Genomic DNA, 26,025 nt, shown 5'->3' with positions numbered 1-26,025 from the left:
GTAAGTCACACCACAATTCCAACTTGAATAGCCTCGAATTTCACTGTTTTTATTGGTGCATTTCTGTTTGAGAACAGCTGCCTACCCCTTCAACAATACACTGATTAACTGATTATTACCTTTACAACTACTTTACTTGCTCGACTTTGTGCCCTAACTTATTGATGTTAGCGTGAATCTATCTTAGATTAGCTATGCCGGACTGCAAGGACGCTTAACTACTAGGCCTTCTCATAACAGCGCATTCTGCTGCAAACGATTGCGCATAATATACCGAAGTCATAAGTCTTATCCGTACGCGCATTTTAAATGGCTTTGGGCTTCAAAAGACCATAATTCGCAATAAGCTCGACCTCCTTATTTAGAAAGCCAACGGATTTAACCAATCCGAACTCCCTGCGTAGATGCCTCGCTTCGACCGGCTACTTCACTGCTCCTGGTCGACTATCCTATAGGACAAAAGTCCAGCCAAAACAGGCTTAGATGCTATTGCCTGGTAACATGCACGCCGTTTCCCATTTTTCTATTTCTCCCACCACTCACAATTCTCACCAAATTCCGTTTCCCATGAAACACCCTTATTTAGCGAAACTACTGTTTCTGCTATTATTCGCCGGCCTAGGATTTCCTTCGGGTGCCTATGCCCAAACTGGCTCCATTAGCGGTCGGGTCACCGATAACAAAAACGAAGGTATTCCAGGTGCAACTGTGCTCATCGAAGGCACTTCGCTGGGCAGCTCGTCGAATGTAGATGGCACTTACAGCATTCAGAACGTGCCGGCCGGTCCTCAGACCCTGGTTATTTCATTTGTGGGCTACAACACCGTTCGCCGTCCGGTGACGGTAGTGGCCGGCCAAAACACTGAAGTATCAGCCGGATTAATTGAAAACGCTACGCAGCTTTCCGAAGCAGTAGTAGTAGGCTACGGTACGCAGCGCCGGCAAGACGTGACCGGTTCTGTGGCTACGGTCGACTCCCGCGAGTTTGTGCAAGGCCAGGTTACCAACCCCGAGCAGCTTATTCAGGGCAAAGTAGCCGGTGTGAGCATCACCACAGCGGGCGGTGCGCCAGGTACTGGCAGTGTCATTCGCATCCGCGGCAACTCCTCGCTCAATGCCAACAGCGACCCGCTGTATGTCATTGACGGTGTGCCGGTGGATAAGGGCGACATAAGCGGCGCGTCGAACCCACTTTCGCTAATTAACCCCAACGACATTGAAACCTTCACCGTGCTCAAGGATGCTTCGGCCACGGCCATTTACGGCAACCGGGCTTCGGGCGGCGTTATCCTTATCACCACCAAGCGCGGCCTGCAGGGAGAGAAGCTGCGCGTGGAAGTGAACTCGCAAACGGGTGTATCGCGGGTAGCACGGCGCTACGAGACGCTTTCGACCGATGAATTCCGGCGGCAGATTCAAGAGAACGGGTCTCCTTCACAAATCGCCACCCTCGGTACTGCCAATACGAACTGGCAGGATGAGATCTACCGGACCGCTGGCACCTTCGACAACACCGTCAGCCTGATTGGCAGCGTGGCCAAAGTGCCGTTCCGCGTTTCCTATGGCAATCTTTATCAAGAGGGTATCGTCATCACCAACCAGTTGAAGCGGAACACGGGTTCGGTAAGCCTCACGCCTACGTTGCTCAACGACCGGCTGCGCATCGACATCAACGCCAAAGGCAGCGTGGTAGACAACCGCTTTGTCGACTATGGCTATGTAGCCGGCGCTGGCCAATATGACCCAACGCAGCCCGTGCGTTCCAACGAAGCTCAGTTTTCTCGCTTCGGCGGCTATTTCCAGTTCCTGAACCCCACCACCGGTGCTCCGCTGGGTAATGCTCCCACCAACCCCGTGGCGGCCATCAACAACTCGAACAACACCAGCAACGTGAAGCGCTTGATCGGCAACGTGCAGTTGGATTACAAAGTCCATGGCGTTGAAGGCCTGCGTGCCAACCTCAACCTAGGCTTGGATGCTTCGCGAGGACGTGGCAACAACGTTATTTCGCCCAATGATTTTGGCAACTACGAGGTTTCTACAGACCCCGGCCTGAGCGGCCGCTTCAGCCAGTATGCGCAAGACAAAGACATGCAGTTGATGGAGGCCTATCTGGCTTACGGAAAGCAGCTGGGCGGCACGAAGTTCGACATGCAGGCGGGCCATGCCTACCAGTCGTTTGTGACCCAGGGCCCTAACTTCCTGGATTACCGCTCAAACCGCGACACCCTCGTTACCCGTGGCGAGACGCTGAGCCTGCCCGGCTATTACAACAAGTATGTGTTGGTATCCTTTTTTGGCCGGGCCACGATGAACGTACGGGACAAGTACCTGCTGACGGCCACCGTGCGCAATGACCACACCTCACGCTTCCGCCAGGGCTACCGGAGCGGCATATTCCCGGCCCTGGGTCTGGCTTGGCGCGTCAAAAACGAAGATTTCCTGAAAGACAATAACACCCTGTCGGAACTGAAGTTGCGGGCCGGCTACGGCCGCACGGGTCAGCAAGACATCGGCGGTGTCTACGACACGCAGCCGCGCTACGTGGTGGGCACTTCTACTTCGCAATACCCCTTGGGCAATAACTCTACTGCTCCTGGCCTTACCTATAGCGCACAAGGCTACAACTCGGTGCTCACTTGGGAAACCACCAACACCTACAACGCCGGTTTGGACTTGGGCTTCCTGGACAACCGCCTCACGGCTACGCTGGACGTGTACCAGCGCACGGCGAGCGACCTGCTGGCCGAGGTTGACCAGTCAGCCGGCTCGAACCTGACCAACCGTTTGAATGCCAACATCGGCTCGCTGCGCAACCGCGGCGTTGAGTTGGGCCTCAACTACGGTGTTTTCCGCAGCGAGAACCTGACCTGGGACGTGAACCTGAACGGCGCCTACAACGTCAACAAAATCACCGACCTGGGCCTGCAGCCAGAGGGCTTCCCCGGATACAATGTGGGTGGCATTGGTGGCGGCACTGGCAATACCATTCAAATCAACACGGTGGGCCAGCCTGCCAACACCTTCTACGTTCGCCGCCAAGTTTACGGCCCCGATGGACGGCCAATTCAGGGCCTGTATGCTAACAGCGCCCGCAACAGCTCCAACACCGATGCCGGCGACTATTACTACAAGCAACCCGCTCCGCTGGTGACTTTAGGCTTTAGCTCGAACGTGGTGTACAATAAGTTTACTTTCGCCTTCACGCTGCGTGGCAATGTTGGCAACTACGTGTACAACACCAACGCCGCTGGCCTCGGCACCTATGCCAACGCCCAGGGCTCGACCAACTTTGTTAGCAACCTGAACCCCGACGTTCTGAACACGGGCTTTACGCGTCAGCAGCTGTTCTCGGACTACTACGTACAGAACGCTTCGTTCCTGCGTTGCGAGAACATATCGCTCGGCTACAATATTGGCAAAGTGCTAGGCGCCTCCACGTTGCGCGTAACTGGCAACGTGCAGAATGCTTTCTTGATTACCAAGTATACTGGCATCGACCCAGAAGTTGCATCTCCTGGCACCAACGGGGCCCCGGCCACGTTCGGCATCGATACCAACTTTTATCCCCGGGCCCGCACCTATACCTTGGGCCTTGCTCTCGGCTTTTAATTCCCACCATTCATGAAAAATTCATTATATCGTGGGCTAACGGCCCTCACCCTGAGCACGGCTTTGCTTGGCCTCACCACGTCTTGCATGAAAGACCTGGACCAGACCCCCAAGTTTGAGCTCACGCCCGACAAGGTGTATGTGGACCTGAACGGCTATAAGCAAGTTCTTGCCAAGCTGTACGGCGGCTTTGCCCTCACCGGCCCAAGCGGCCCTGGCTCCGGCGATATCAGGGGCATTGACGCGGGTACTTCGGACTACATCCGTCAGTACTGGAGCGCCCAGGAGCTTACCACCGATGAAGCAGTAATTGCCTGGAACGACCCCGGCGTGCAGGAGTGGCACAACATGAACTGGGATGCCAACGACCCCCTGCTCCGCGGCCTCTATAACCGGTGCTACTACGAAATAGCCATTTGCAACGAGTTCATCCGTGAAGCATCCGACGACAAGCTCAGCAGCCGCTTGGGCAGCGGGGAGCAGGCGCAGGGCAAACTGTTCCGGGCCGAAGCGCGCTTTTTGCGGGCCGTAGCTTATTCGCACATCATTGACTTGTTTGGCAACGGTCCTTTCGTCTCTGAGAACGACGCCGTCGGCGCGTCGCGCCCTCCTTACTATACCCGCAAACAGCTCTATGACTTCGTAGTATCTGAATTGCAAGCCATATCGAGCGAGCTGGCTCCTGCCCGTACCAACGAATATGGCCGTATTGACCGAGCTGCTGCTCAGGGTTACCTGGCCCGTATGTACCTGAACGCCGGCGTTTACACCGGCACCCCCGAGTATGCCAAAGCTGCTGAAGAAGCTAAAAAGGTAATTGATTCGGGCTACACGCTTTCGACCACCGCCAGTGCTGCTTCTTCGGCCTATGGCCGCAATTTCCTGGCTGACAATCACCTGCCTCCTGCTGCCAATGAAATCATTTGGCCGGTAATCTTCGACGTCACGCGCGTTCAGAGCTACGGCGGCACCACTTTCCTCATCAACGGCGCCACCAGCGGCGCCGATGGTGCATGGCAGCGCTACGTAGGTCAATCCACCGGTTGGGGTGGCCTGCGCACTACCAGCGCGCTGGTCAATAAGTTTTTCCTGGCGGGCGGTGATACAACTCGTGACACCCGTGGCCGGTTCTGGACCCGTGGCCAGTCGCTGGCCATCAACGACCTCAGCCAGTTTACCCAGGGCTTGGGTGTGGTTAAATACCGCAACGTTACTTCGAGCGGTACTGGCCTGGGCGGCTCGCTGAACTTCTCCAGCGTTGATTTTCCAATGCTGCGCTTGCCTGACATGATGCTGATTTATGCCGAGGCGGCCGCACGTGGCAACGCCGACCGTGCTATTGCGCTGGGCTATGTAAACCAGATTCGGGCACGGGCTTTCCGCAACGCCGCGGGCAGCGCCATTACCCTTGCGCAGTTGACCCCGGAATTCATTCTCGACGAGCGCGCTCGCGAGTTGCATTGGGAAGGCACGCGCCGCACCGACCTCATCCGCTACAACCGATTCACGACAGCTGATTACCTCTGGCCCTGGAAGGGCGGTGTAGCTGCAGGCCGCGCCGTAGAGTCTTTCCGGACGATTTTCCCAATTCCGTCTTCTGACCTCACGGCCAACCCCAACCTTCGGCAGAACGCAGGGTACTAACCTGCCCAACAGGATGGGCCGTGTGCAACGGTCCATCCTCATTTGCCTTTCAAATCATACATTTCAAGAACTGCCTTTCTCACCACTTTTTATGCTTGTACCGGCCAGCAGCACATCTGTTTGGGTTGACGCAAGCTTTGCCACTCCCTTGCCTTTGCTACAGCGTGCCATAAGGTGGAGTAAGTAATTTCTTGTTAATCCCTTTTTAGAATCACTAATCATGAAGAACTGGCTTACCCAAGTGGTGGCAGGCTTATTGGCAGTGTCCACTCTTGCATCTTGCGAAAAAGATGAGGACAAGGTCACTATTACGCCCTCCAACACCATCACTCTCAGCACTTCGGCAAATACCGTTGTGCTAACCCAAGCAAACAGCGCCCGGAATGCAGCGACGTTCACGTGGAATCCCATTAGCTCCTTTACCCTGAGCGGGACCGACCGTAACACGCCTCCAGCCGCTAGCTATCGGCTGCAAGTGGCCAAGTCAGCCACTGGGTTTGGTTACCCTGCCAATATTGAAGCGGGCGCGGGCAATACTAAATCTGTAACAGTCGAGGAGCTCAATTCGGCGCTACTCAATTTGGGCTTGGCGCCCGATGTTGCTGCTCAGGTTTTTGTCCGCGTAGCCGCCGTAGTAGGCACGGATGCGCAGGCATTCGTATCGAACCCGGTGCAGATGACCGTAACGCCTTACAAGGTGTGCTTGCCCCCCAACACAGACACCTGGGGCCTGGTTGGCCCGGCCGGCGACGGCTGGCCTGGTGCTACTGATACTGACCGTGTGCTGAACTGGGATTGCGACGCCAAGGCTTATGTACTAAGAACCACACTAAACGCTGGTGCTTTTAAATTCCGCAAGGACAAAAAATGGGACATCAACCTGGGCGGCAGCGGCAACCCCTTCGCCGGAGCTATTCCACTGACACTCAATGGCTCCGACATGGTTGCTATCCCTGGCACCTACACTATCAAGCTTGAGGTAACCGGCTCCGGCGCCAACGTATCTGCTGGGCGCTTGACCATTACTCCCTGATTTTTACTGAACTACCAATCAAAAAAGAGCCACTGGTATTCCAGCGGCTCTTTTTTGTTGAAGGCATCCACTACTCATTCAAGCATGATTAGTGGCCGAGGAGGAAGGAGTTTGGTCCTTAATTAGAATTGGCATCCTGCTCCTAACGCAATTTGTTGGCCGCGCTGAGGCCAATGCTAGCGGTTGGGATAAGACAGCCGCTCAGCATCTTGAACCTACTCGATGTGGGGCTGTGCGTGAGCCATTGGAGGAAAGCACAACGCATTTTACTCTTGCTCCTGCCACGACAAAAAAAGGCCCCGCACCAATAGTGGTGCGGGGCCTTTTTTTGTCTATCGGTGCGAGGGCACTTAGAGCAACACCACCTTGCGAGTAGCCACTTTATCGCCAACCTGCACACGCACGAGGTACGTGCCAGCAGAAACGTCGGCAGTGCTTACAGTTTTGGTTTTCACACCAGCTGCCTCGATGCCGGACGACAGCACTTGTACCTGACGGCCGAGCAAGTCGGTCAGCACAATGTTTACCTTTTCGGAACGGCTACCAACATTGTAAGCCACCGTAGCAACGCCATTAGCGGGGTTGGGGTACACGCCCATGGCTACAGCAGCTTCGCTAGCAGCCTTGTTGCCAAGAACACCTGAAGCGCCCAGCGTAAAACTCGCCGACTGCACGCCCGGGATGGCAGCGAAGTCTACGTCATTGCCTGCGTTACCGTTATCAGCGCCACCTAGGTTAGGCGAAGGTAGCGCAGCGGGCAATGCGCCTGTAGCTTTAGGGATGAATTCGCCCGAAGCATAGCCGCCATTGCTGTTGTTATAAATGGCGAATATGCGTAAGACCGAATTAGCAGCAGTCGCGCCAAGGGCAGCCCGGTCCAATTCAATCTCCCAGCCGAGAGAGCCTACTCCAGCATAAGCAGCGGTATTGAATAGAGGAACGTTGCCAGGATTGGTGGCGATTGTGCCACTAGTAGAGTTGCGGTAAGCCATGCGAGCACTGCCAAGCATACCATATGGAGCCGCCGTAATGCTTTGGTCGAGGGCACGAGCGGTGCCGTTTCCTACAACTGGAGCCGCGGTCGTAGTTACCTGCCGACTTTGTACGGCTGTGGCTGATGTGAACACCGCAGCTTCAACTCGGTAATTTTGTGGGGCAGGAGCAGTAGGCGTGCCTTCGCCACGCAGAGCCAAAGCCAAATCCACAGTCTGGTCCAATTTCATCCGGTTAATTTTCTCGAAGGAAGTACCTCCAAATCCGGCAGGAAGAAAAGTGCCAGCGGGAACGCCAGTTCCACCAGGCAGGTCGAGGTAAATCTGAAAGGAATTGCTGCTGGGGTCAACAGTGCCGCCAAGAAATATGTACACTTTGGTAGCCGTGTTGGCAACGTAAAGGCCAAGTAACCCACGCGAACCAAAAGGACGGTTATCATTCTGATTTTGAGTGCCCGTGAAGGTGAAGTTGTCGCTTTTCCCTATTAAGACATAGTTGCCTGCAGTGAGTTCAGCGGCAGTTAGTTCGCCGTCAACCGTGACCTGGGCTTGGGCGTTGAACGCACCAACTGCCAAAAAGCCGGCAGTTGCAAGAGTAAATAGTTTTTTCATGACAGTTTTTTACTGTAAAAGGTGGGAATTGAAAAAAACACTGTTTTGCACTCTACTGAACCTCTGAAAGTACCGTAGAAGGGCTTGTAAATGTAACCAAATAGTTAATTATCTCACTAACTGACTACTCAAATAATCATTCACTGAGTGAAGGTGCATCTTCTTGATTGCTTTCGTTACGTACGCACGGTTCTCGCGCTGGTTGCTACTTTCGCCATCCCTCCATTCACAACCTTGTTGATATGATTCTAATTGCCGACGGTGGCTCAACCAAATGCAGCTGGTGCCTGCTCGATGACACCCAAAACCGAGTGTACTTCAACACTGAAGGTTACAATCCTGATTTTGTAGATACTGCAACTATTACGGCTTCGCTTACTAAACACCTGCCGGGCAACTTGCCACGGGAAGAAGTCAAAGAAGTTCACTTCTACGGTGCAGGGGTTTCCTCGCCTCAAAAAGCTGAAATAATTGCTGCTGCTCTGCGTCAAGTTTTTCCCAATTCCACCGCTACGGTGACAGAAGACCTGCTTGCTGCGGCCCGCGCCTTGCTGGGCCGCAAGCCCGGCTTTGCTGCCATTCTGGGCACGGGCACGAACTCCTGCATCTACGACGGTGAAAAAATCACTTACAATGTCGATTCACTCGGCTATTTTCTGGGCGATGAAGGCTCGGGGTCGTACTTCGGCAAGCGGCTGCTGCGCGACTACCTCCGGGGCCTCCTCCCCGATGGCCTGCAGGAATCGTTCAAAGAAACCTACAAGCTGGGCTCCCGCAACGATATTCTGGACCGGCTATACAACCAGCCGCTGCCCAACCGCTTCCTGGCCAGCTTTGCCAAATTCGCCTACGACCACAACAACGTGAGCTACTGCCGCGAAATCGTGCTCGAAGGCTTCGAAACGTTCTTCCAGAACCTGGTGGTGCACTACCCCAATTATCAGGATTACTCCTTCAACTGCATAGGCTCGGTGGGCTACAATTTCCGCGACGTACTCACCCAGGTAGCCCGTAGGCACGGCATGGAAGTGGGCAAAATCATCCGGTCTCCTATTGATGACCTGGTGGGATACCACGAAGAAGTGAGAAGCAACTAAAACACAAGAATGAGTAATTAAAAAGGCCCGCCTGTTAAGTCAGGCGGGCCTTTTTAATTACTCAATGTTATTTCCTTATTCCACTACCAGTCGCAGCATCTGCTGGCGGCTATCGGCTCGGAGCTGCACCATGTACACGCCCGGCGCCAGCTTTCCCAGCGGCAGCTCCTGAGAACGCGCGCCAGCGGCTTGCTTCACGGCAGGCAGCGTCAGCACTGTCTGGCCCAGTACGTTGCGCACCGACAGCTGCACGGGGCCGGCCACGGGCAGTTCGTAACGAACGGTGGTGCTGCCGCTGGCCGGGTTGGGCGCAGCGGTGAGGCGGAAGGTGTTTTGCTGCTGGCTACCGCGCGTGGCCAGCGCGACGCGGCGAATGCGCGTGCTGGTGTACACCGCATAATCGCCCGGGTTCAGCGTCAGCAAGTCGTTGGTATTGGCCACCGTGATGCTGTCGCCGGTGAGGTAGTTGTACCACTTGCCGGTTTGCTGAAACTGAGGGTTAATCTGGTCGCCGAAGACGCCGAAGTTGCCGACCACCGTCACGTTGAGCGTGGGGCTGGTAAGGTGCATCGATTTCGACTGACCGCCCAACTGGGACGTGAAGGCGGCGTTGCTGTAGCCAGGCTGCTTGCGCAGGGCGATGAGGTTGGTGTAGGTGTCGCGCACACGGCGGCGGTTGGCATCCTGTAGGTAGTTCCAGAGGATGGGCTTGGCACCGGTGCGGCCGTTCAGATTGATGTCGATTTCGTAGCCTAACTCACCAAACTGCCACATCAGCTTGGGGCCGGGAATGGGGAAGAAGAACGCGGCGTTCATTTCCATGCGGGACAGGGCCGTGGGCAGGTTCTTGATGTCGTAGCCAGCTCCGTTGTTGAGGCCGAAGTTGAGCGCCTCGTAAACCATCCTCGACTCGTCGTGGCTTTCCATGTAGGCAATCAGGTTGGGCTGCTGCCAGCCCCGGGCTACGTGGTAGGCGCCCGAGAAGTTAGAGTTGCCGGTGCGACCCTGAATGGCTTGCGAGTAGGCTCCGTGCATGTTGCCCCACAGCATCATACCCGCGTTGCTGAGCACAATTTCTTCGCTGTTATCCGCAAAGTGCTCCAGCATGACGTAAGTGCCGGGGCTATTGGCTTGCATGTGGTTGTTGTAATCGTTCCAGATGTTGATGCGCGACTGGTCGTAGCGGCCCCAGGCCCCCACGTCGTTGCCCGTATTTACTTGGGTGAAGCCCTTGCTCAAGTCAAAGCGGTAGCCGTCGACCCGGAACTCATTCACCCAGAAATCCATCACTTTTTTGCTGAAAGCACGCGTGAGGGCGCTTTCGTGATTGAAGTCGTAACCAACATTGAAGGGGTGGCGCGCCACCCGGTTGAACCACGGGTTATCGGCCGTTGGTTCGCCGCCGTTGGAGTACATCTGCACCATGGGGCTTTGGCCGAAGGAGTGGTTCAGCACCATATCGATGACCACGGCCATGCCGCGGCGGTGGGCTTCATCCACAAAAGCCTTGAAGGCGTCCTTTGTGCCGTAGTACTTGTCCACGGCAAAGTAGAAGCTGGGGTTGTAGCCCCAGCTGTCGTTGCCCTCGAACTCGTTCACCGGCATCAGCTCAATGCAGTTGATGCCCAGGCGCTGAATGTAGTTCAGCGTGTCGCGCAGGGTTTGAAAGTCATGACGGGCGATGAAGTCGCGCAGGTGCAGCTCATAAATCACGAGGTTGGCCTTGGCGGGGCGCGTGAAGTTGGTGGTCTGCCACTGGTAGACCGTTTGGTTGGTTTGGAAAGTCGACATGATGCCCGTCTGCCCAGCAGGGTACGGCTTCAGGTTCGGGTAGGTGATGGCGGGAATGAACCGGTCGTTGTTGGGGTCCAGCACCTTCTCTGTGAAGGGGTCGGCCACGCGTATGGTGCCATCAATCAGGTACTGGTAGGCGTATTCCTGGCCGGGGGTGAGGCCGTTGAGCTGCACCCACCACATGTTGCCATCGGGGGTTTTGTTCATGAACCCAGAAGTAACCGCCTGGAAGTTGTTGAACTCGCCCACAACGTACACGAATTGCTTGTTAGGTGCGGTAAGGGCCAGGACAACCGAGGTGCCACCGGGTAGGTAAGTAATGCCTTCCTTAGCCCCGGCGGGCAGGGCGGCCACGGTTACGGTGGGCCGCACAATCAGAATAACCGAGTCGGACACGGCCGTCGCGCCGGTGCCGGCGGTCATCTTCAGCACATTGCGGCCGGCCAGGGTTGGCGTGGCACTGCCGCTGATTGTGGTGGCGTTGGCAGCCTGCGCAATCTGGGTGCCGTTCAGGGTCAGGACCAGGTTGGCGGCCTGCGCGCTTTCGCCCGTCACGGGCAGCGCTGCGTTAGCAGCCACAAACTGCGGGTTGGCCGAGCGCGCGGGGTTGGTGATGCGCACGGCCGCACCGCCCTGGTACACGTCGATGAAAATATCGCCGCCATCACTGGCGCGGCCTACTATCGACCCATCGGCATTCTTAAAAATCATGCCCAACCGCAGTATCGTTTCATTGGTGGGCACCGGGTAAAAGGTGCGGGGCGTGAAGGTGATGCGGTAAATATTAGGATTGGTCGCGTCGCGCGTCATCAGCGCGTTGGGGTCGGCCTGGCCAAAGCTGGGGCTCTTCACGTTGCGCCACGTGGTGTTGGTGGCACTCAGGTTGGTCACGGTGCCGGTCCAGATGTAAACCGGCCCGGTGAAGTCCTTCAGAGCCGAGTTGCCCTGGGTGGCGTCGAAAGTGATGGTGACCGGCGTGGTTTCCGTGAAGAAGACCGGTTGGGTCGTGACCACTTGTGCTTGGGTCGTCCAGGCCAGAAGTGTTAGCAGCAGGCCAGTTAAGCGTCGAAATGTTTGCATTGAAAAATTTGTGGGTGGGAGTGATGGTGGGAATTTGCAGCAACCGGCGGGTGGGAACGCCGCTGGCTCTAAGGTAGAGCCAGCGGCAAGATACTGCTTAGCTGCCAGCGGCAGGCAGGTTGCACCGTACCTTTACAGCCAGTTTGCGCCCTTATGATGCCTTCTTTCCGCTTTTTCTTGACCCTGCGGCAATGGTATTTAGCGGCAGTAGTAACGTCTTCTTTATTCCTGGCAGTGCCCCTTGGCAGCGCCGCCCAAGCCCCACCCCCACCCGACTCGGTGACCGCGCAGTTGCTCGCTACCCAGGCAGGGGCGGTACCCCTCGATTCGGTGGCCCAGCGCAAGCGCCGCCTGCGCCTGCTGGCGGGCGGCTCGGCGCTCGGCTACGGCATTATCTACACCGGACTCACCACGTCGTGGTACACCGGCGAGCGGGCGCCCCTGCACTGGTTCAACGATTGGCCCGAATGGAAGCAGCTCGACAAAGCCGGCCATTTCTGGGGGGCTTTTCAAATAAGCCGCGGTGCCGTCGACATGCTCCGGTGGGCGGGCCTGAGCGAAAAGAAATCTATTTGGTACGGCTCTTTTGTGGGTTTCGCCATTCAAAGCCCCTTGGAGCTGCTCGACGGGCGCGACCCCGCCTACGGCGCCTCGGCCACCGACCTGGCGGCCAATTTCCTCGGCTCCGCAGCCCTGCTGGCCCAGCAACTGGCCTGGCACGACGTGCGCATCATGCCCAAGTGGTCGTTTCACCTCACGCGCTATGCCCAGCTACGGCCCAATGTGCTGGGCCGCAGTGTGCCCGAGCGCTGGCTCAAAGACTACAACGGCCAGACCTACTGGCTGTGCACCGATGTGGGCGCGTTTCTCAAGCCCGGCAACCGTTGGCCCCGCTGGCTGCAGCCGGCCGTTGGCTACAGCGGCCAGGAAATGGTGTACAACGACGAAGCCACCAACCGCGCGCTGGGCCTGCGCTCCTACCGCCAGTATTATTTATCGCTGGATGTGGATTTGCGGCGCATCCCCACCCGGAGCCCAATTCTGAAAAAGGTATTTTACACCCTTAGCATCTTCCACTTACCCGCCCCGGCGCTGGAGTACAATGGACGCAACGGTTTCCGTTTTCACGGACTCTATATGTGAGGCGTGGGCCGGCCAAAACCGTAGGGAGACCCACCGGCCCCTGCTGAACCGTACTTTTGAAGAACCCGCACGGCCAGAGGCGTTGTTTCTAACGTAAGAAAAACAGCGCTAGCCAGCGAAAACCAGTGATATTATGAACGTAGGAGATAGAGTACGCCTGCTCACCGGCACCGAAGAAGGAATTGTTACCCGCCTGCTCGACAGCGAGTTGGTGGAAGTAGCCATCGACAATGATTTTACTATTCCCGTGCTGCGCCGCGAGGTAGTGGTGGTAGCCCAGGAAGAAGGCAACAACTTCGACCGCACTGCGCCCGACTACCGCGTGGGACAAGTGCCCGGCAAAAACGCCAACGCCAGCAAAAAAGACCGCAGCCAGCGGCCTTCCCAGCCAGCGGCCGCCAAGCCGGCGCAGCCTTCTCTGCAGGAAGCCCTGGCGGCCGTGGCCTCCAAGGGTGCGGGCGTGGCCAAAGTGGGCGGCACCGCAGCCCCCGCAGGCAAGCAAGCCGCTGCCGCCAAAGGCCTGTTTTTGGCGCTGGTGCATCAGTCGCCCGAGCTGCTGGCCGTCACGCTCATCAACAACACCGAGGCCGACGTACTCTACACCTACGGCGAGGAAACCAGCACCCGTCCCTACCGTGCCCTGGCAGCCGATAAGCTCGGCCCCAAAGCCAGCACCAAGCCCCTCTCCTTCCTGCACATGAAGGATTTTGAGACCTGGCCCGCCGTCATTTTTCAGCTCCTGCCCCACCGTGCCAACGGCGACGCGGCCTACGAACTGCTCACCAAGCGCCAGGGCTTCAAGGCCAGTACGTTTTACTCCAGCATTCGCCCGGCACCCGTCATTCAGAAGGATGCCTACCTGTTTCAGCTGGATGAGAAAGCCGCTGCGGCTATTGCTCCCGAGCAACTGACGCAGGAAGCCCCTGCTGCCACTCCGGCCAAGCCCGCCGGCGTTGATGCCGCTGCCCTTAAGGCTCAGCTCAGCGGCGACGCTCCGGCCAAGCCCGCCGCTGTGGTAGCGGCGGCAGCCCCTGCTCCTGCCTCGCCCGTTGTAGCCCCGTCCCACGAGTTCGACCTGCACCTTGAGGCCCTGCGCCCCGACAACAAGGAGGAGCTGTCGAACACGGCCATCCTGCGCATCCAGCTCGATGCTTTTGAGGATGCGCTGAGCCGTGCGTTGGCCACCAACATGCACGAAATTGTGTTCATTCACGGCATGGGCAATGGCGTGCTTCGCAAGGAAATTCACCGCCAACTGAGCCGGAACAAAGACATCAAGTTTTTCGAGGATGCCCGCAAGGAGAAGTTCGGCTTCGGCGCCACGCTGGTGCGGCTGAAGTAGACTTGTAGCTCTGCCTGCCACTCAATTGAACGTCATGCTGAGCGGAGCCGAAGCATCTTTACCGCAATAGTAAATCAGTTACTTGCGTGGTAAAGATGCTTCGGCTCCGCTCAGCATGACGTTCTTTTTTCAATTCAATCTCATTTATGCGCCTGCCCTTACTGCTCGCTTCTTCACTCCTCAGCTTTGCGACCCTGGCGCAGCAACCGCTGCCCGTCCCGCGCAACCTCCAGGCTACATTCACCAAAGGCACGCGCGCCGAAACCGGTCTGCCGGGCCCTAAGTACTGGCAAAACACCGCCGACTACAACCTCACCGTCAGCTTCGACCCGGCTACCCGGCTTGTAGCAGGCACCGCGGCCATCACCTATCAGAACAACAGCCCCGACTCGCTTCGCCAGCTCTGGTTTAAGCTCTATCCCAACATTTACCAAAAGGGCGCGCCGCGCACTCGCAATTTCGCGCCCGAAGACGTGGGCGAAGGCATGACCATTTCGGCTCTGACCATCAACGGCGAGGTATTCGATGTAAAAAATCTGGCTATTCAGGCTACCAACATGACGGTGCCGCTTCGCCGGCCACTCGGCTCGCGTCAGGCCGCTACCGTGCAGGTCACCTACGCCTATACGCTTAATAAAGGGTCGCACCAGCGCACCGGCGAGGTGGAGCCGGGTGCAGCGTTTGTGGCCTATTTCTTTCCTCGCATTGCCGTCTACGACGACATCGATGGCTGGAACAAACAGCCCTACACCGGCGACCAGGAGTTTTATAATGACTTTTGCAACTTCAAAGCGGCCATCACCGTGCCCAAGGATTTTGTGGTGTGGGCCACCGGCGACCTCAAAAACGCCAGCCAGGTGCTCACTAAGAAATACGCCCGGCGCCTGCAGGATGCCGAGCGCAAGGATGCTGTAGCCGCCATCATTACAGCCGAAGACGCCAAGCGTCGCGACATCACTGCGCCCAACGCCCAAAACACCTGGCGCTTCGAGGCCCAAAACGTTACCGACTTCGTTTTTGCCACGGCCGACCATTACGTGTGGCAATCCACGAGCCTCGTGGTAGACCCCGCCACCAAGCGCCGCACCCGCGTCGATGCCGTGTACAAGCCCGAGCACAAGGATTACGAGGAAGTTATTCACTTCGCTCGCAAAACGGTGGAAGCCATGAGCTACACCTTCCCCAAGTGGCCCTTCCCTTATGCCCACGAAACCGTGTTCGATGGCCTCGACCAGATGGAGTACCCCATGATGGTGAACGACAACCCCACCGAAACGCGCAAAGACGCCATTGAGCTCACCGACCACGAAATCTTCCACACGATGTTCCCCTTTTACATGGGCATCAACGAAACGAAGTACGGCTGGATGGACGAGGGCTGGGCTACCATCGGCGAGTGGCTGATTTCACCGATAATAGACCCCACCATAGTCGACGACTACGGCGTGGCCCGCTACGCTGCCAGCGCCGCCACGGAGAGCGACGCGCCCATCGTCACGCTCAGCACACAGCAGAGCGGCGTGCCGTTTTTCCTGAACTCCTACCCCAAGCCCGCCATGGGCTACCTCTACGTGAAGGATTTGCTCGGCGACGAACTGTTTACCAAAGCCCTGCACACCTACATCCGCAACTGGAACGGCAAGCACCCCATGCCTTACGACTTCTTCAACAGCATGAACGCCGGGGCGGGCCGCAACCTCAACTGGTTCTGGCAGCGCTGGTTTTTCGACGACGGTTACCCCGACCTGGCCATTGCCAACGTGAACAAAACCGATGCCGGCTACGACATCGTGGTGCAAGCCAAAGGCAGCAAGCCCGTCCCGGTTGACCTCACGGTAACTTTCGCTGACAACTCAACTCAGAAAATCCACCGCACCATCGCTGTGTGGGAAACGGGCGCTACGTCGGTTACTGTGCCCGTCGTTACCAAGCAGCCCGTGAAGCGCGTGACGCTGGGCAGCACGCTGGTGTCGGATAGCTACCCGCAGGATAATGTGTGGGAGGGTAAGTAAACCGTGAGGTTCGAGGTGGGAGGCTTTAAGTAGAAAGCTGGGTTAAGAGAGGTTCTCTTAACCCCCAGCTTGTCTTTTTTTTAAGCCAGATAATGCTTATATTAGTAAGCATATCAACCTAATGTCTAAACGCCATGCCTCAGTACGTTATCGAGCGGGAAATTCCCGGCGCTGGCAGCCTGACAGCTGAAAAGCTAAAAGCTATTTCGCAAGCTTCCTGCGAAGTGTTGAACACGATGGGCCCTGAAATCCAATGGGACCACAGCTACGTGACTACCGATAAGATTTACTGCGTGTATAATGCTCCCAACGAGGAGATGGTACGCGAACACGCCCGGAAGGGTGGCTTTCCAGCAAACGCAGTATCAAAAATTTCGACTATTATCAGCCCAGCTACTGCTGAAATGGCGGTGGCTTGAACTCAGATGCGGCTTCATGGGCATTCTGCTGTACCTTTGCCCGCAGTGATGGGTCGCCCCACCGCGGCGCCAAACGCAAGAATGGCGACGAGGAAAGTCCGGGCAACGCAGAGCACCCTGCTTCCTAACGGGAAGGACTGGCGCGCATAATGCAACCCAGGACAGCCAGTGCCACAGAAAACTACCGCCTACGTACCGGCCCTCGGGCCGGTGCCGGTAAGGGTGAAAAGGTGCGGTAAGAGCGCACCAGCGGGCGGGTGACCGTCCCGGCTGGGTAAACCTCAGGGGTTGAAAGACCAAATAAGCTGGTACGCCGGCGCGGCTTAGGCCGCATCGGCACCGGGCGGCTCGTCCGGCGCCAGCGGGTAGGTTGATGGAGCCTTTCCGTGAGGACTGGCCTAGATAAATGGTGGGGACGCGCCCTCGGGTACGGACAAAACCCGGCTTATAGACCCATTACCTAAAATAAAAACGGCCGCCTCTTTCGGGGCGGCCGTTTTTTTTACTGTGTACTTCTGTCTGTCTGTCATGCTCAGGCACCAGGCACAACAGACAGTTAGGTTACGTTCTTGGTCAAGTGGCTGCTTTAGCTCCGCTTATCAAAACCCCAGCGGATTCAAACCAGCCGCCCTACTTCTTGTTCGTTGCCCGCACGGCCTTCACTTCAGCGCTGCTCACGGCGCTGGCCTTGTTGCCGAAGCTGTTGCGCACGTAGGTCAGCACATCGGCAATCTGCTGGTCGGTGAGGTAGTCGAAAGCGGGCATGACGTTGGCGTACCGTTCGCCGTCAATTTCGACGCCCTGCATGCCATTGAGCAGCACTTTTACCAAGCGGGGTTTTTCGCCCAGCACCCAAGAAGTTTGGGTGAGGGGAGCATTCATGCGGTCTACTCCCCCGCCATCGGCTTGGTGGCAGGTGAGGCAGTATTGGCTGTAAAGGGCTTTACCGGGAGCCAGCGCCGCGGCTGACAGCGCCGCGGCTGACAGCGCCGCTGCAGGCTTGGCCGCGGCCGCCGACTTAGCCGGGGCAGACCGCTTGGATTTAGGCGCGGGCTTTTTTTGGGCAGCGGCCGGCTCGCTAAACCAAGCCAGAGCCCCCAAGAGGATGAGAAATTGCTTCATTAAAACTGATTACTTCTTAGCGTAAACAATGCGGTAAATAGTGCCTTTTTTATCATCCGAGACGTAGAGCGAACCATCGGTACCCTGGGCCAGACCGCAGGGCTTGTGGTCGGGCCGGCCAGCAGCGGCTTTTTCGGGCGTGCCAGCGAAGTTGTCGGCAAACACCTCATAGTCGCCAAAGGGCTTACCGTTCTTGAAAGGCTGAAACACGACGTAGTAGCCTTTCTGCGGCTCGGGGGCCCGGTTCCAGGAACCGTGGAAGGCGATGAACGCGCCGTTGCGGTACTTCTCAGGGAACATGGTGCCCGTGTAAAACAGCAGCGCATTGGGAGCCGTGTGGGCCGGATAAGCCGCGACGGGCTCCAGGTAGTTGCCCGGAGCTTCCTTCTTGCCATCGCCGCCGTATTCGGGGTTAAGCATTTTCTTGCGCTGCATGGGGTCGTAGTAGAGGTAGGGCCAGCCGGCGTTGTCGCCTTTTTTGAGGGCGTACATGCACTCGGCGGGCAACTCGGCTGATTGCTTGGTGGTGAACAGCTCCGGCCAGTTGTCGCTAAGCTGGTCGCGGCCGTGCTGCATCACAAACAACTGGTTGGCCTGAGCGTTCCAATCCAAGCCCACCACATTGCGCAGGCCGGTGGCGTAGCGCGTGCCGTTGGCGTAGCGTTGGTTTAGCTTATCTGTCCGAAACTGCCAGATGCCGCCGGCCGAATCCAGAATGGGGCAATTGGGAATGCCCTTGGAGCCTTTCTGCCGGTCATTCACTTGGCAGGCGTTGGCGTAGGCTCCGATGGTGACGTAGATGTTGCCTTCTTTATCCAAGGTAATGGACTTGCTTTCGTGCTGGCGCCGGTTGATGAGGCCTGCCACAATTTTTTCGGACTGCGCCGGATTTGCCACTTCGCCCTTGCTGTTGAGCTTGTAGCGGTACACGTCTTCATCGGATGAAGCGTACAAATAATCGGGCGTGCTGTAGATGCCCGTGCCGCCGTAGCTGCCAATAGCCCCTGCTACTTCGGCTTTGCCGTTGGCGGTGGGGCGCAGCATCAGAATGCCTTTGCCGGCGGCGTTGGGCCGGTTCAGCTTCACGTAAATCAGCCCTTGGGGCGTCACAGTAATGTGCCGGGCGCGGCCGCCAGTTTCAGCAGCTACCAGCGCGCCGAAGCCGGCGGGCAGCTTCAGCCCGGCGTTGTCGGCATCGGGCACCACCTTGTCTTCGGCCTTGAGGGCCAGCAATGACACGCTTCCAGCCAGGGCGGCTGATAGAAGCAAGTAGCGAGAAAGGTTACTTTTCATGTAATGAGTCGGGACAGCAAAATTTTTACTTGGACAAGCGCGGGCGCGCAATGGTTTAGGAGACGAGCAGAAATATGCCTTTGCCCCTGGCCGCAGCCGACCTTTTGGCGAAGATAAGAGGCTTCGGAAAGCATTGTGCTTGCGCAGGGCTCCATACGGCTAAAGCGTAATAGCCGCCGCGTTTTGCGCTCGCAAATTGTGAGGACCTGCTACGGTCGCGCTGCTTTTCGTTACTTTCGGCCTCTACTTACCAAGCTCGTTTCCATGCCCCGCATCCTCATTATCGACGACGAACGTGCCATTCGGCACACGCTCAAAGAAATACTTGAGTTTGAAAACTACACCGTCGACCAGGCCGAAGACGGCCCGGCTGGCCTCGACATGCTCATTCAGCAGAAGTACGACGTAGTGCTCTGCGACATCAAGATGCCAAAAATGGACGGTCTCGAAGTTCTTACCCGTGCCCAGGCCATGGGCACTGATGCGGCGTTCATCATGGTATCGGCCCACGGCAGCATCGACACCGCCGTGGAAGCCACCAAAAAAGGAGCCTACGATTTCCTCTCCAAACCCCCAGACCTCAACCGCCTGCTGGTGACCGTGCGCAATGCCCTGGACCGCACTAAGCTGGTGACCGAAACCAAAACGCTCAAGAAAAAACTTTCTGTAGCCAAAGGCTCCGAGATGGTGGGCGCTTCTGCCGCGCTGGGCGCGGTGCGCAAAGCCATTGAAAAGGTGGCTCCTACCGATGCCCGCGTGCTCATCACCGGTCCCAATGGTGCCGGTAAGGAAATGGTGGCGCGCCAGCTGCACGAGCTCAGCCAGCGCGCCCACGGGCCCATGGTGGAAGTAAACTGCGCCGCCATCCCCTCGGAGCTGATTGAGAGCGAGCTGTTCGGCCACGAAAAAGGCTCTTTCACGTCGGCTGTGAAGCAGCGCATCGGCAAGTTTGAGCAGGCGGATGGCGGCACGCTTTTCCTGGACGAAATCGGCGACATGAGCCTCTCGGCCCAGGCCAAAGTTCTGCGCGCGCTGCAGGAAAGCAAAATCACCCGTGTAGGGGGCGAAAAAGAGATTTCGGTGAACGTGCGCGTGCTCGCCGCCACCAACAAAGACCTAATGCAGGAAATTGCCGACAAGAACTTCCGCGAAGACCTTTACCACCGCCTATCGGTCATTCTGATTCAGGTGCCGCCCCTCAACGACCGCCGAGAAGACATCCCTGACCTGATTCAGAAGTTCCTCAACGACATCGCTGCCGACTATGGCAACAAGCCCAAGAAGATAGACGCGGCGGCCCTGCAGTACCTCAAAGGGCTGGACTGGCGCGGCAATATCCGCGAGCTACGCAACGTGGTGGAGCGCTTGGTGATAATGAGCGATGACACCATTTCGGAAGGAGACGCGAAGGCGTTTGCCGGAAAGTAACCCCTAGTCTGTCATTGCGAGCGGAGCGAAGCAATCCGTCCTCCCAATGCGACCAACCCAATAATGTGACAAGCCCCGGCACTGTGCAGTGCCGGGGCTTGTCGTTTCATTGAAGTATCCGACCTCTTCAGGACGGATTGCTTCGCTCCGCTCGCAATGACAGTACGTTAGCTACACCATCTGATTGCAGCCGCGCACATCCGAGTTATCCATGCGCCCCAACACCTCAAACCCACCATCGGGGTGCATGCGGGCAAGGTCTTTGGTTTCGATGAAAGCACAGGAATCGACGTTGGCTAAGTCGATGACGTTGATGGCACCGTCGGGCCGAAACGCTGCCACTGAGAAAGGGTCGGAAGGCTCGCGCAGCAGCACGCGCAGCGGAGCGGGGCAATGGAAACGGCCATCGCCCAGGGAGTAGGCCTGACTGAGCAGCTCCGTCATGCCATACTCGGAGTGGATGCCAGCCGGCCCGAAGGCCACCTGCAATTCTTGGTGCAGCTCCTCGCGAATCATTTCGCGGCGGCGGCCCTTCATGCCGCCGGTTTCGAGCACAGTGAGGCCTTGCAACTCGGGCGCAGGCCCAGTAGCGGCTGCAAAGTCAAGCAAGGCATAGCTCACGCCAATGAGCATCACGCGGCGGCCTGGCTCCTGCTTGGCTTTGAGCAGGGCCAAGCGCAGCGCGGCGTGGTCGTGCAGGAAAAAAGCCGGCTGCGTCTGGCCCGATTGCCGGGCAAAATAATCGACCATGGCCACCAATGACGACTGCCCTTGCTCCAGGTACGAGGGCAGCAGGGCCAGAAACGTCCAGCCGGTGAGCGGCCCGTAGTAGTGCTCGAAAATGCGCGCCGCGTTTTCCCGGTAGAGCGCCGGCGCGCGCACCAGGTGGCGGCTGCGCTGCTGCAGCGTGGTTCCGCTGCTGAGAAATTCTTCCTCCGGTGCCCACCCGGCTGGCTCGGTGCGCACCTCGTGAGTCTTGAAAAACTCGATGGGTAAAAACGGAATATCGACCAGCCGGGACACGTTTGCGGGAGCACCATTAAGCCGGGCACGGCCCTGCCGGGTATGGCTCAACGTGGCCAGATACTCGGCATAGGGGGGGCAATGGGCCGCCTGGTGCCGAAACAATGCCAGCGCCGCTGCCTCAAAAGTGGACGCCGTTACGTGGGGCAGCTGCTGCAAGAAATCGGTACGGAAACTCATGGCCGGGCGGCGTGGTTAGCAAGGCAAGTAGAACCAACAAGTCCTGCCATTCGTTGGAAAAAATGTACTTTGGGGCCACTTCGGCCGTTGTGCTTCTGTCTTTTCACTTCCTGTACTTATGAACCTGTTTCGTACTCTGAGCGCGACTGCCCTTGTTTGCTTAACTGCCGCGGGCCTTGATAGTTGCATCAGTGCACCCGATTATGACATCGTGCCTGAAATTGAGTTCAAAGAACTTACCGTAGGGCGAAGCCGCCCCGGGGGAGGTAGCCTGTCGACCGACACGCTCAAGTTTGCGGTGGACTACAGGGACGGCGACGGCGACCTGGGCTTATCGTCCAATGATATCCAGAATGCCCCCTATAATAGCAAAACCGGCGGCCCCAACAACCGCGGCTATAGCTTTAACTACTTCATTCAGCTTTATTTGAAGGAGCCCAGTGGCCGCTTTGTGGCTTTCAACCCGGGAGGGGTTGCGGGTGAATACGACGGAACATACCCCCGCCTCGAAAAAAGCTTTAACCCCGATGCCAAGCCCGGCCCTATTCGGGGCACACTACGTTACAAGCTCCCCATCTTTCTTGATGGAGTAATTTTCAAGCCCGGCCAGGTCTTCCGCGCTGAAATCAGTATTATGGACCGGGCCTTACGCCAGAGCAACAAGGTCACCACCAGCGAAGTAACGCTGGGCCAGTAGTACCGGCCCAACTCCATCTTTTACTTAATAAATTTCGGGAAAACGCTCGGGCTCGGCTTCGCTCATCAGCTCGTACGCGGTGTCGAACACGTCCTCGGCGTTGGGTTTGCTGAAGTAGTCGCCGTCGGAGCTGTAGGCGGGGCGGTGGGGCTGCGCCGAGAGGCAGCGCGGCTGCGCATCGAGAAAGCGGTAGGCCTGCTGCTCGTCCAGCACGTGCTGCATCATGAAAGCGGTGCCGCCGCCGGGCACGTCCTCATCGGCAAATATTACGCGGTTGGTTTTCTGCACACTGTCTACAATCAGGTGGTCGGTGTCGAAGGGTAGCAGGGTCTGCACGTCGATTACTTCTACCGAAATTCCGACTTCGGCCAGCTGCTTGGCTGCCTCCATCACGATGCGGCACATCGAGCCGTAGGTTACCACCGTAATATCAGTGCCGGCCAGCAGCACTTCGGGGCGGCCCAGGGGCAGCGTGAATTCACCCACGTTGCTCGGAATCCGCTCCTTCAGGCGGTAGCCGTTTAGGCATTCCACTACCAAGGCGGGCTCGTCGCTGCGCAACAGGGTATTGTAGAATCCGGCGGCTTGGGTCATGTTGCGGGGCACGCACACGTGCATGCCGCGAAGGCTGCTCAGCACCATGCCCATGGGCGAGCCCGAGTGCCAGATGCCCTCGAGGCGGTGGCCCCGCGTGCGCACAATGAGGGGGGCTTTCTGCCCGCCCTTGGTGCGGTACTGCAGGCAAGCCAGGTCGTCGCTCAGAATCTGAACGGCGTAGAGCAGATAGTCGAGGTATTGAATTTCGGTGATGGGGCGCAGGCCGCGCAGGGCGGCGCCTATCCCTTGCCCCACAATGGTGCACTCGCGGATGCCGGTATCGGTCACGCGCAGCTCGCCAAACTTGTCCTGCAAGCCAGCAAAGGCCTGGTTCACGTCGCCGATTTTGCCCACGTCCTCGCCAATCGCGAAGATGCTGGGGTCGCGCTGGAAGTTAGCATCGAAGCAGGCCTGCAGCACCTCGCGGGCATCTACCTGCGGGGCATTGGCCGCGAAAGTAGCGGGCACCTCCTCAATGTTGCCAACAGCGTACTCGCTTTGGCTGAACAGATTGGAGTTGTAGCGGTCAGCATTTTCGGCGAGCAGCTGCTCAAGGTGACGCTGCACGGCGCGGCGGCCAGCGCTGCGCTTCTCGTTGCGCACGTGGCGCAGGGCGCGGCGCATGGTCCGCACAATGTCGGCGCGGATGGGCGTGGGGTTTGCTTTTAACCGCCCCACCATCTCGTGCAGAGTGTTTTCGGTGCCGGTGTCGGCCACCAGCTTGTCCAGCAAGGTCACAGCCTCGTCGCGTTCGGCCTTGATGGTGTCGAAGAAAGCTGACCAGGCCGCAGTGCGGGCCGTTTTGATGGTAGCGGCAGCAGTTTTCTCAATTTCGTCGAGCTCGCCTTCGGTAGCGTGTCCTTCGGCCAGCAGCCACTCGCGCAGCTTGTGCAGGCAGTCGTGGGCTTCTTCCCAGCTCAGCCGGTCTTTGCTCTTGTAGCGCTCGTGCGAGCCGCTGGTGCTGTGGCCCTGGGGCTGTGTGAGCTCCGTGACGTGGATGAGCACGGGCACGTGCTGCTCGCGGCACATGGCGGCGGCCCGCTGGTAAGTATCCACCAAGCTTGGGTAGTCCCAGCCGCGCACCACAAAAATCTCGAAGCCCTGCAGGCCTTCGCCCTCGCGCTGCAGGCCGGACATGATTTCCGAAATGCTCTGCTTGGTGGTCTGGTATTCGGCGGGCACCGAGATGCCGTAGTGGTCGTCCCACACGCTCACCAGCATAGGTACTTGCAGCACACCAGCAGCATTAAGAGCTTCGAAGAACATGCCTTCGGAAGTGCTCGCGTTGCCGATGGTGCCAAAGGCCACCTCGTTGCCGTTGTTCGACAGGGTGGTGAGCGAATGCAACTCCGGGTTTTGGCGGAACAGCTTCGAAGCGTAGGCCATGCCCAACAGGCGCGGCATCTGCGAGCCAGTGGGCGACACATCGGCCGAGGAGTTCTTGGTTTGGGTAAGGTCGGTGAGGTTGCCGTCTTCGTCCAGCATGCGCGTGGCGAAGTGGCCGTTCATGGCGCGGCCAGCGGTGGCGGGCTCTGCTTCGGCATCGGGGTTGGCGTAGAGCTGGGCGAAGTACTGCTGCCAGGTAAGCTGGCCGATGGCCACCATGAAGGTCTGGTCGCGGTAGTAACCCGAGCGGAAGTCTCCGTTTTGGAAGGCGCGGGCCATGGCCAGTTGAGGAACCTCCTTGCCATCACCAAAAATGCCAAACTTGGCTTTGCCCATAAATACCTCCTTGCGACCGGCTAAGGACGCCAGGCGGCTCTCCCAAGCCAAGCGGTAGTCATCGAGAAAATCGACTTTGGAAAGGGGTGTGGATAGCGCGGGCACAGCGGTTTCGGCAGCAGGCATGGTGTACTAAAGGGAAGGGTGGGATAAAAGCGGGAAGGACGATGCGGCCGGGGCCACGGTACAAAAATACGAAATCGGGAGCGGGCAGGCCGTGCGCAGGATTTGGGCGGAGGGTTTCGCCGTATATTTGAGGGGTAATGCCTTGGCCAGCCGCACACTCGCAAACAGGGCTATTATCATTCGGCAGCTTTTTTTGTTAAACGAAATCAAGGGGGCGTAGCTGTGCCTGCCTTGGTTGTCAGTTCAGCTTTCAAGATTATGAAACAGTTACTTACCCTCTGCCTGCTGGCATTTGCCATCAGCGCACGCGCCCAGGGCGTGATGCAATTCGAAGCCGACAACCACGACTTCGGCAATGTGCCCGAGGGCACGATGGCGACCCACGAATTCAAATTTAAAAATACCGGAAACCAGCCCGTGGTCATTGCCAACGTGCAGGCCAGCTGCGGCTGCACTACCCCCGACTGGACCAAGACGCCCGTGCTGCCCGGCAAAACCGGCATCATCAAGGCCATGTACAGCAGCGCCGGCCGCCCCGGCGTGTTCAACAAAACCGTGACGGTGACCAGCAATGCCACCGAGCCCAGCAAGGTGCTCACCATTAAAGGCGCGGTGCTGACCAAAGACGAAATCAAGCCGACTCTGACAGCTGCCCAGCTCGCGCAGTCGCCGCGCATGGTGGTTGATAAAACTATCCACGACTTCGGCAAGATGGAAGCAGGCCAGCAGCCCACCGCGCGCTTCACCGTGAAGAACACCGGTAAGACGCCGCTGGTGCTGGGCTCGCTCACTTCGGGTTGCTACTGCGTAGGCTACAAGACGCCCCCCGCGCCTATTGCGCCGGGCCAGAGCGCCGCCGTCGACCTCATTTACAGCCAGCGCCAGCTGGGCCAGGTGAGCGACGCCGTAACCATCACTTCCAATGACCTGAGCGGCGACGCAAAAATCACGCTGAAGGCCAACATCGTGCGCGACCTCAGCGGCAACAGCATGGTGAAGGAAAGCAGCACCGCTGTTCCGTTTAAATAGCAAATAATAACCGATAATGTCCTCGATA

The 26,025-nt window shown here is 57.8% G+C and carries 17 protein-coding genes and 1 other RNA gene; 12 read left to right on the top strand and 6 right to left on the bottom strand.

The window, feature by feature from the left end; translation table 11 throughout:
• Positions 1–567 precede the first annotated feature (567 nt).
• From ACP7AJ_RS04165 to ACP7AJ_RS04155, 3 genes are all read left to right on the top strand, one after another.
• Positions 568–3,612, top strand: coding sequence for a SusC/RagA family TonB-linked outer membrane protein (locus tag ACP7AJ_RS04165; protein WP_426058935.1), 3,045 nt, complete (start codon positions 568–570; stop codon positions 3,610–3,612).
• 12 nt (positions 3,613–3,624) lie between these two features.
• A complete protein-coding gene (locus tag ACP7AJ_RS04160; RefSeq protein WP_426058934.1) occupies positions 3,625–5,256 on the top strand; it encodes a RagB/SusD family nutrient uptake outer membrane protein in 1,632 nt (543 codons plus the stop codon).
• Between the two features lie 220 nt (positions 5,257–5,476).
• Positions 5,477–6,289, top strand: coding sequence for a SusE domain-containing protein (locus ACP7AJ_RS04155; protein ID WP_426058933.1), 813 nt, complete (start codon positions 5,477–5,479; stop codon positions 6,287–6,289).
• A gap of 350 nt (positions 6,290–6,639) precedes the next feature.
• Here ACP7AJ_RS04155 and ACP7AJ_RS04150 read toward each other — a convergent pair whose 3' ends face one another.
• Positions 6,640–7,893 (bottom strand): T9SS type A sorting domain-containing protein, encoded by a 1,254-nt coding sequence (locus ACP7AJ_RS04150; RefSeq protein ID WP_426058932.1) that lies wholly within the window; start codon positions 7,891–7,893, stop codon positions 6,640–6,642.
• Between the two features lie 242 nt (positions 7,894–8,135).
• Here ACP7AJ_RS04150 and ACP7AJ_RS04145 point away from each other — a divergent pair, with 242 nt between their 5' ends.
• Entirely contained in the window at positions 8,136–8,990 is an 855-nt protein-coding gene (locus tag ACP7AJ_RS04145) for an N-acetylglucosamine kinase (protein ID WP_426058931.1), read from the top strand.
• Positions 8,991–9,065: 75 nt separating this feature from the next.
• Here the strand turns inward: ACP7AJ_RS04145 and ACP7AJ_RS04140 are convergent, their stop codons facing one another.
• Positions 9,066–11,864 (bottom strand): alpha-amylase family glycosyl hydrolase, encoded by a 2,799-nt coding sequence (locus ACP7AJ_RS04140; protein ID WP_426058930.1) that lies wholly within the window; start codon positions 11,862–11,864, stop codon positions 9,066–9,068.
• A gap of 153 nt (positions 11,865–12,017) precedes the next feature.
• Here ACP7AJ_RS04140 and ACP7AJ_RS04135 point away from each other — a divergent pair, with 153 nt between their 5' ends.
• The 5 genes from ACP7AJ_RS04135 (at position 12,018) to rnpB (ending at position 17,244) form a co-directional block, all read left to right on the top strand.
• The gene (locus ACP7AJ_RS04135) at positions 12,018–13,007 is read left to right on the top strand and encodes a DUF2279 domain-containing protein (protein WP_426058929.1); all 990 of its coding nucleotides are present in this window, start codon (positions 12,018–12,020) and stop codon (positions 13,005–13,007) included.
• Positions 13,008–13,140: 133 nt separating this feature from the next.
• Positions 13,141–14,349: a Smr/MutS family protein gene (locus tag ACP7AJ_RS04130; RefSeq protein WP_426058928.1), complete on the top strand. Its 1,209-nt coding sequence runs from the start codon at positions 13,141–13,143 to the stop codon at positions 14,347–14,349.
• A gap of 146 nt (positions 14,350–14,495) precedes the next feature.
• The gene (locus tag ACP7AJ_RS04125; protein WP_426058927.1) at positions 14,496–16,361 is read left to right on the top strand and encodes a M1 family metallopeptidase; all 1,866 of its coding nucleotides are present in this window, start codon (positions 14,496–14,498) and stop codon (positions 16,359–16,361) included.
• A 134-nt stretch (positions 16,362–16,495) separates the two neighbouring features.
• On the top strand, positions 16,496–16,780 hold the full coding sequence (locus tag ACP7AJ_RS04120) for a DUF4242 domain-containing protein (protein ID WP_426058926.1): 285 nt from the start codon (positions 16,496–16,498) through the stop codon (positions 16,778–16,780).
• 45 nt (positions 16,781–16,825) lie between these two features.
• Positions 16,826–17,244: RNase P RNA component class A (gene rnpB / locus ACP7AJ_RS04115), an RNA gene on the top strand.
• Positions 17,245–17,410: 166 nt separating this feature from the next.
• Here rnpB and ACP7AJ_RS04110 read toward each other — a convergent pair.
• Both ACP7AJ_RS04110 and ACP7AJ_RS04105 read right to left on the bottom strand, forming a co-directional pair.
• Positions 17,411–17,902 carry a c-type cytochrome gene (locus ACP7AJ_RS04110; protein WP_426058925.1) on the bottom strand — a complete coding sequence of 164 codons (492 nt, stop codon included), beginning with the start codon at positions 17,900–17,902 and terminating at the stop codon, positions 17,411–17,413.
• Between the two features lie 9 nt (positions 17,903–17,911).
• Positions 17,912–19,195 carry a PQQ-dependent sugar dehydrogenase gene (locus tag ACP7AJ_RS04105; protein ID WP_426058924.1) on the bottom strand — a complete coding sequence of 428 codons (1,284 nt, stop codon included), beginning with the start codon at positions 19,193–19,195 and terminating at the stop codon, positions 17,912–17,914.
• A gap of 264 nt (positions 19,196–19,459) precedes the next feature.
• On the opposite strand from ACP7AJ_RS04105, the gene ACP7AJ_RS04100 reads away from it, so the two are divergent.
• Entirely contained in the window at positions 19,460–20,623 is a 1,164-nt protein-coding gene (locus ACP7AJ_RS04100) for a sigma-54-dependent transcriptional regulator (RefSeq protein WP_426058923.1), read from the top strand.
• 171 nt (positions 20,624–20,794) lie between these two features.
• Here the strand turns inward: ACP7AJ_RS04100 and ACP7AJ_RS04095 are convergent, their stop codons facing one another.
• The gene (locus ACP7AJ_RS04095; protein WP_426058922.1) at positions 20,795–21,826 is read right to left on the bottom strand and encodes an acyl transferase; all 1,032 of its coding nucleotides are present in this window, start codon (positions 21,824–21,826) and stop codon (positions 20,795–20,797) included.
• Between the two features lie 118 nt (positions 21,827–21,944).
• On the opposite strand from ACP7AJ_RS04095, the gene ACP7AJ_RS04090 reads away from it, so the two are divergent.
• Complete coding sequence (locus tag ACP7AJ_RS04090; RefSeq protein WP_426058921.1) at positions 21,945–22,523, top strand: hypothetical protein; 579 nt, start codon at positions 21,945–21,947, stop codon at positions 22,521–22,523.
• A 24-nt stretch (positions 22,524–22,547) separates the two neighbouring features.
• On the opposite strand, the gene ACP7AJ_RS04085 is transcribed toward ACP7AJ_RS04090, so the two are convergent.
• Positions 22,548–24,968, bottom strand: coding sequence for an alpha-ketoacid dehydrogenase subunit alpha/beta (locus ACP7AJ_RS04085; protein WP_426058920.1), 2,421 nt, complete (start codon positions 24,966–24,968; stop codon positions 22,548–22,550).
• A gap of 258 nt (positions 24,969–25,226) precedes the next feature.
• On the opposite strand from ACP7AJ_RS04085, the gene ACP7AJ_RS04080 reads away from it, so the two are divergent.
• Positions 25,227–25,997, top strand: a complete 771-nt coding sequence (locus tag ACP7AJ_RS04080) for a DUF1573 domain-containing protein (protein ID WP_426058919.1) — start codon at positions 25,227–25,229, stop codon at positions 25,995–25,997.
• The last annotated feature ends 28 nt before the right edge of the window (positions 25,998–26,025 follow it).

The sequence above is a fragment of the Hymenobacter sp. B1770 genome, assembly GCF_049896385.1.
Taxonomy (GTDB): Bacteria; Bacteroidota; Bacteroidia; order Cytophagales; family Hymenobacteraceae; genus Hymenobacter.
Note: the sequence above shows the minus strand (reverse complement) of the source record. Positions and strands in the feature narration are given on the sequence as shown.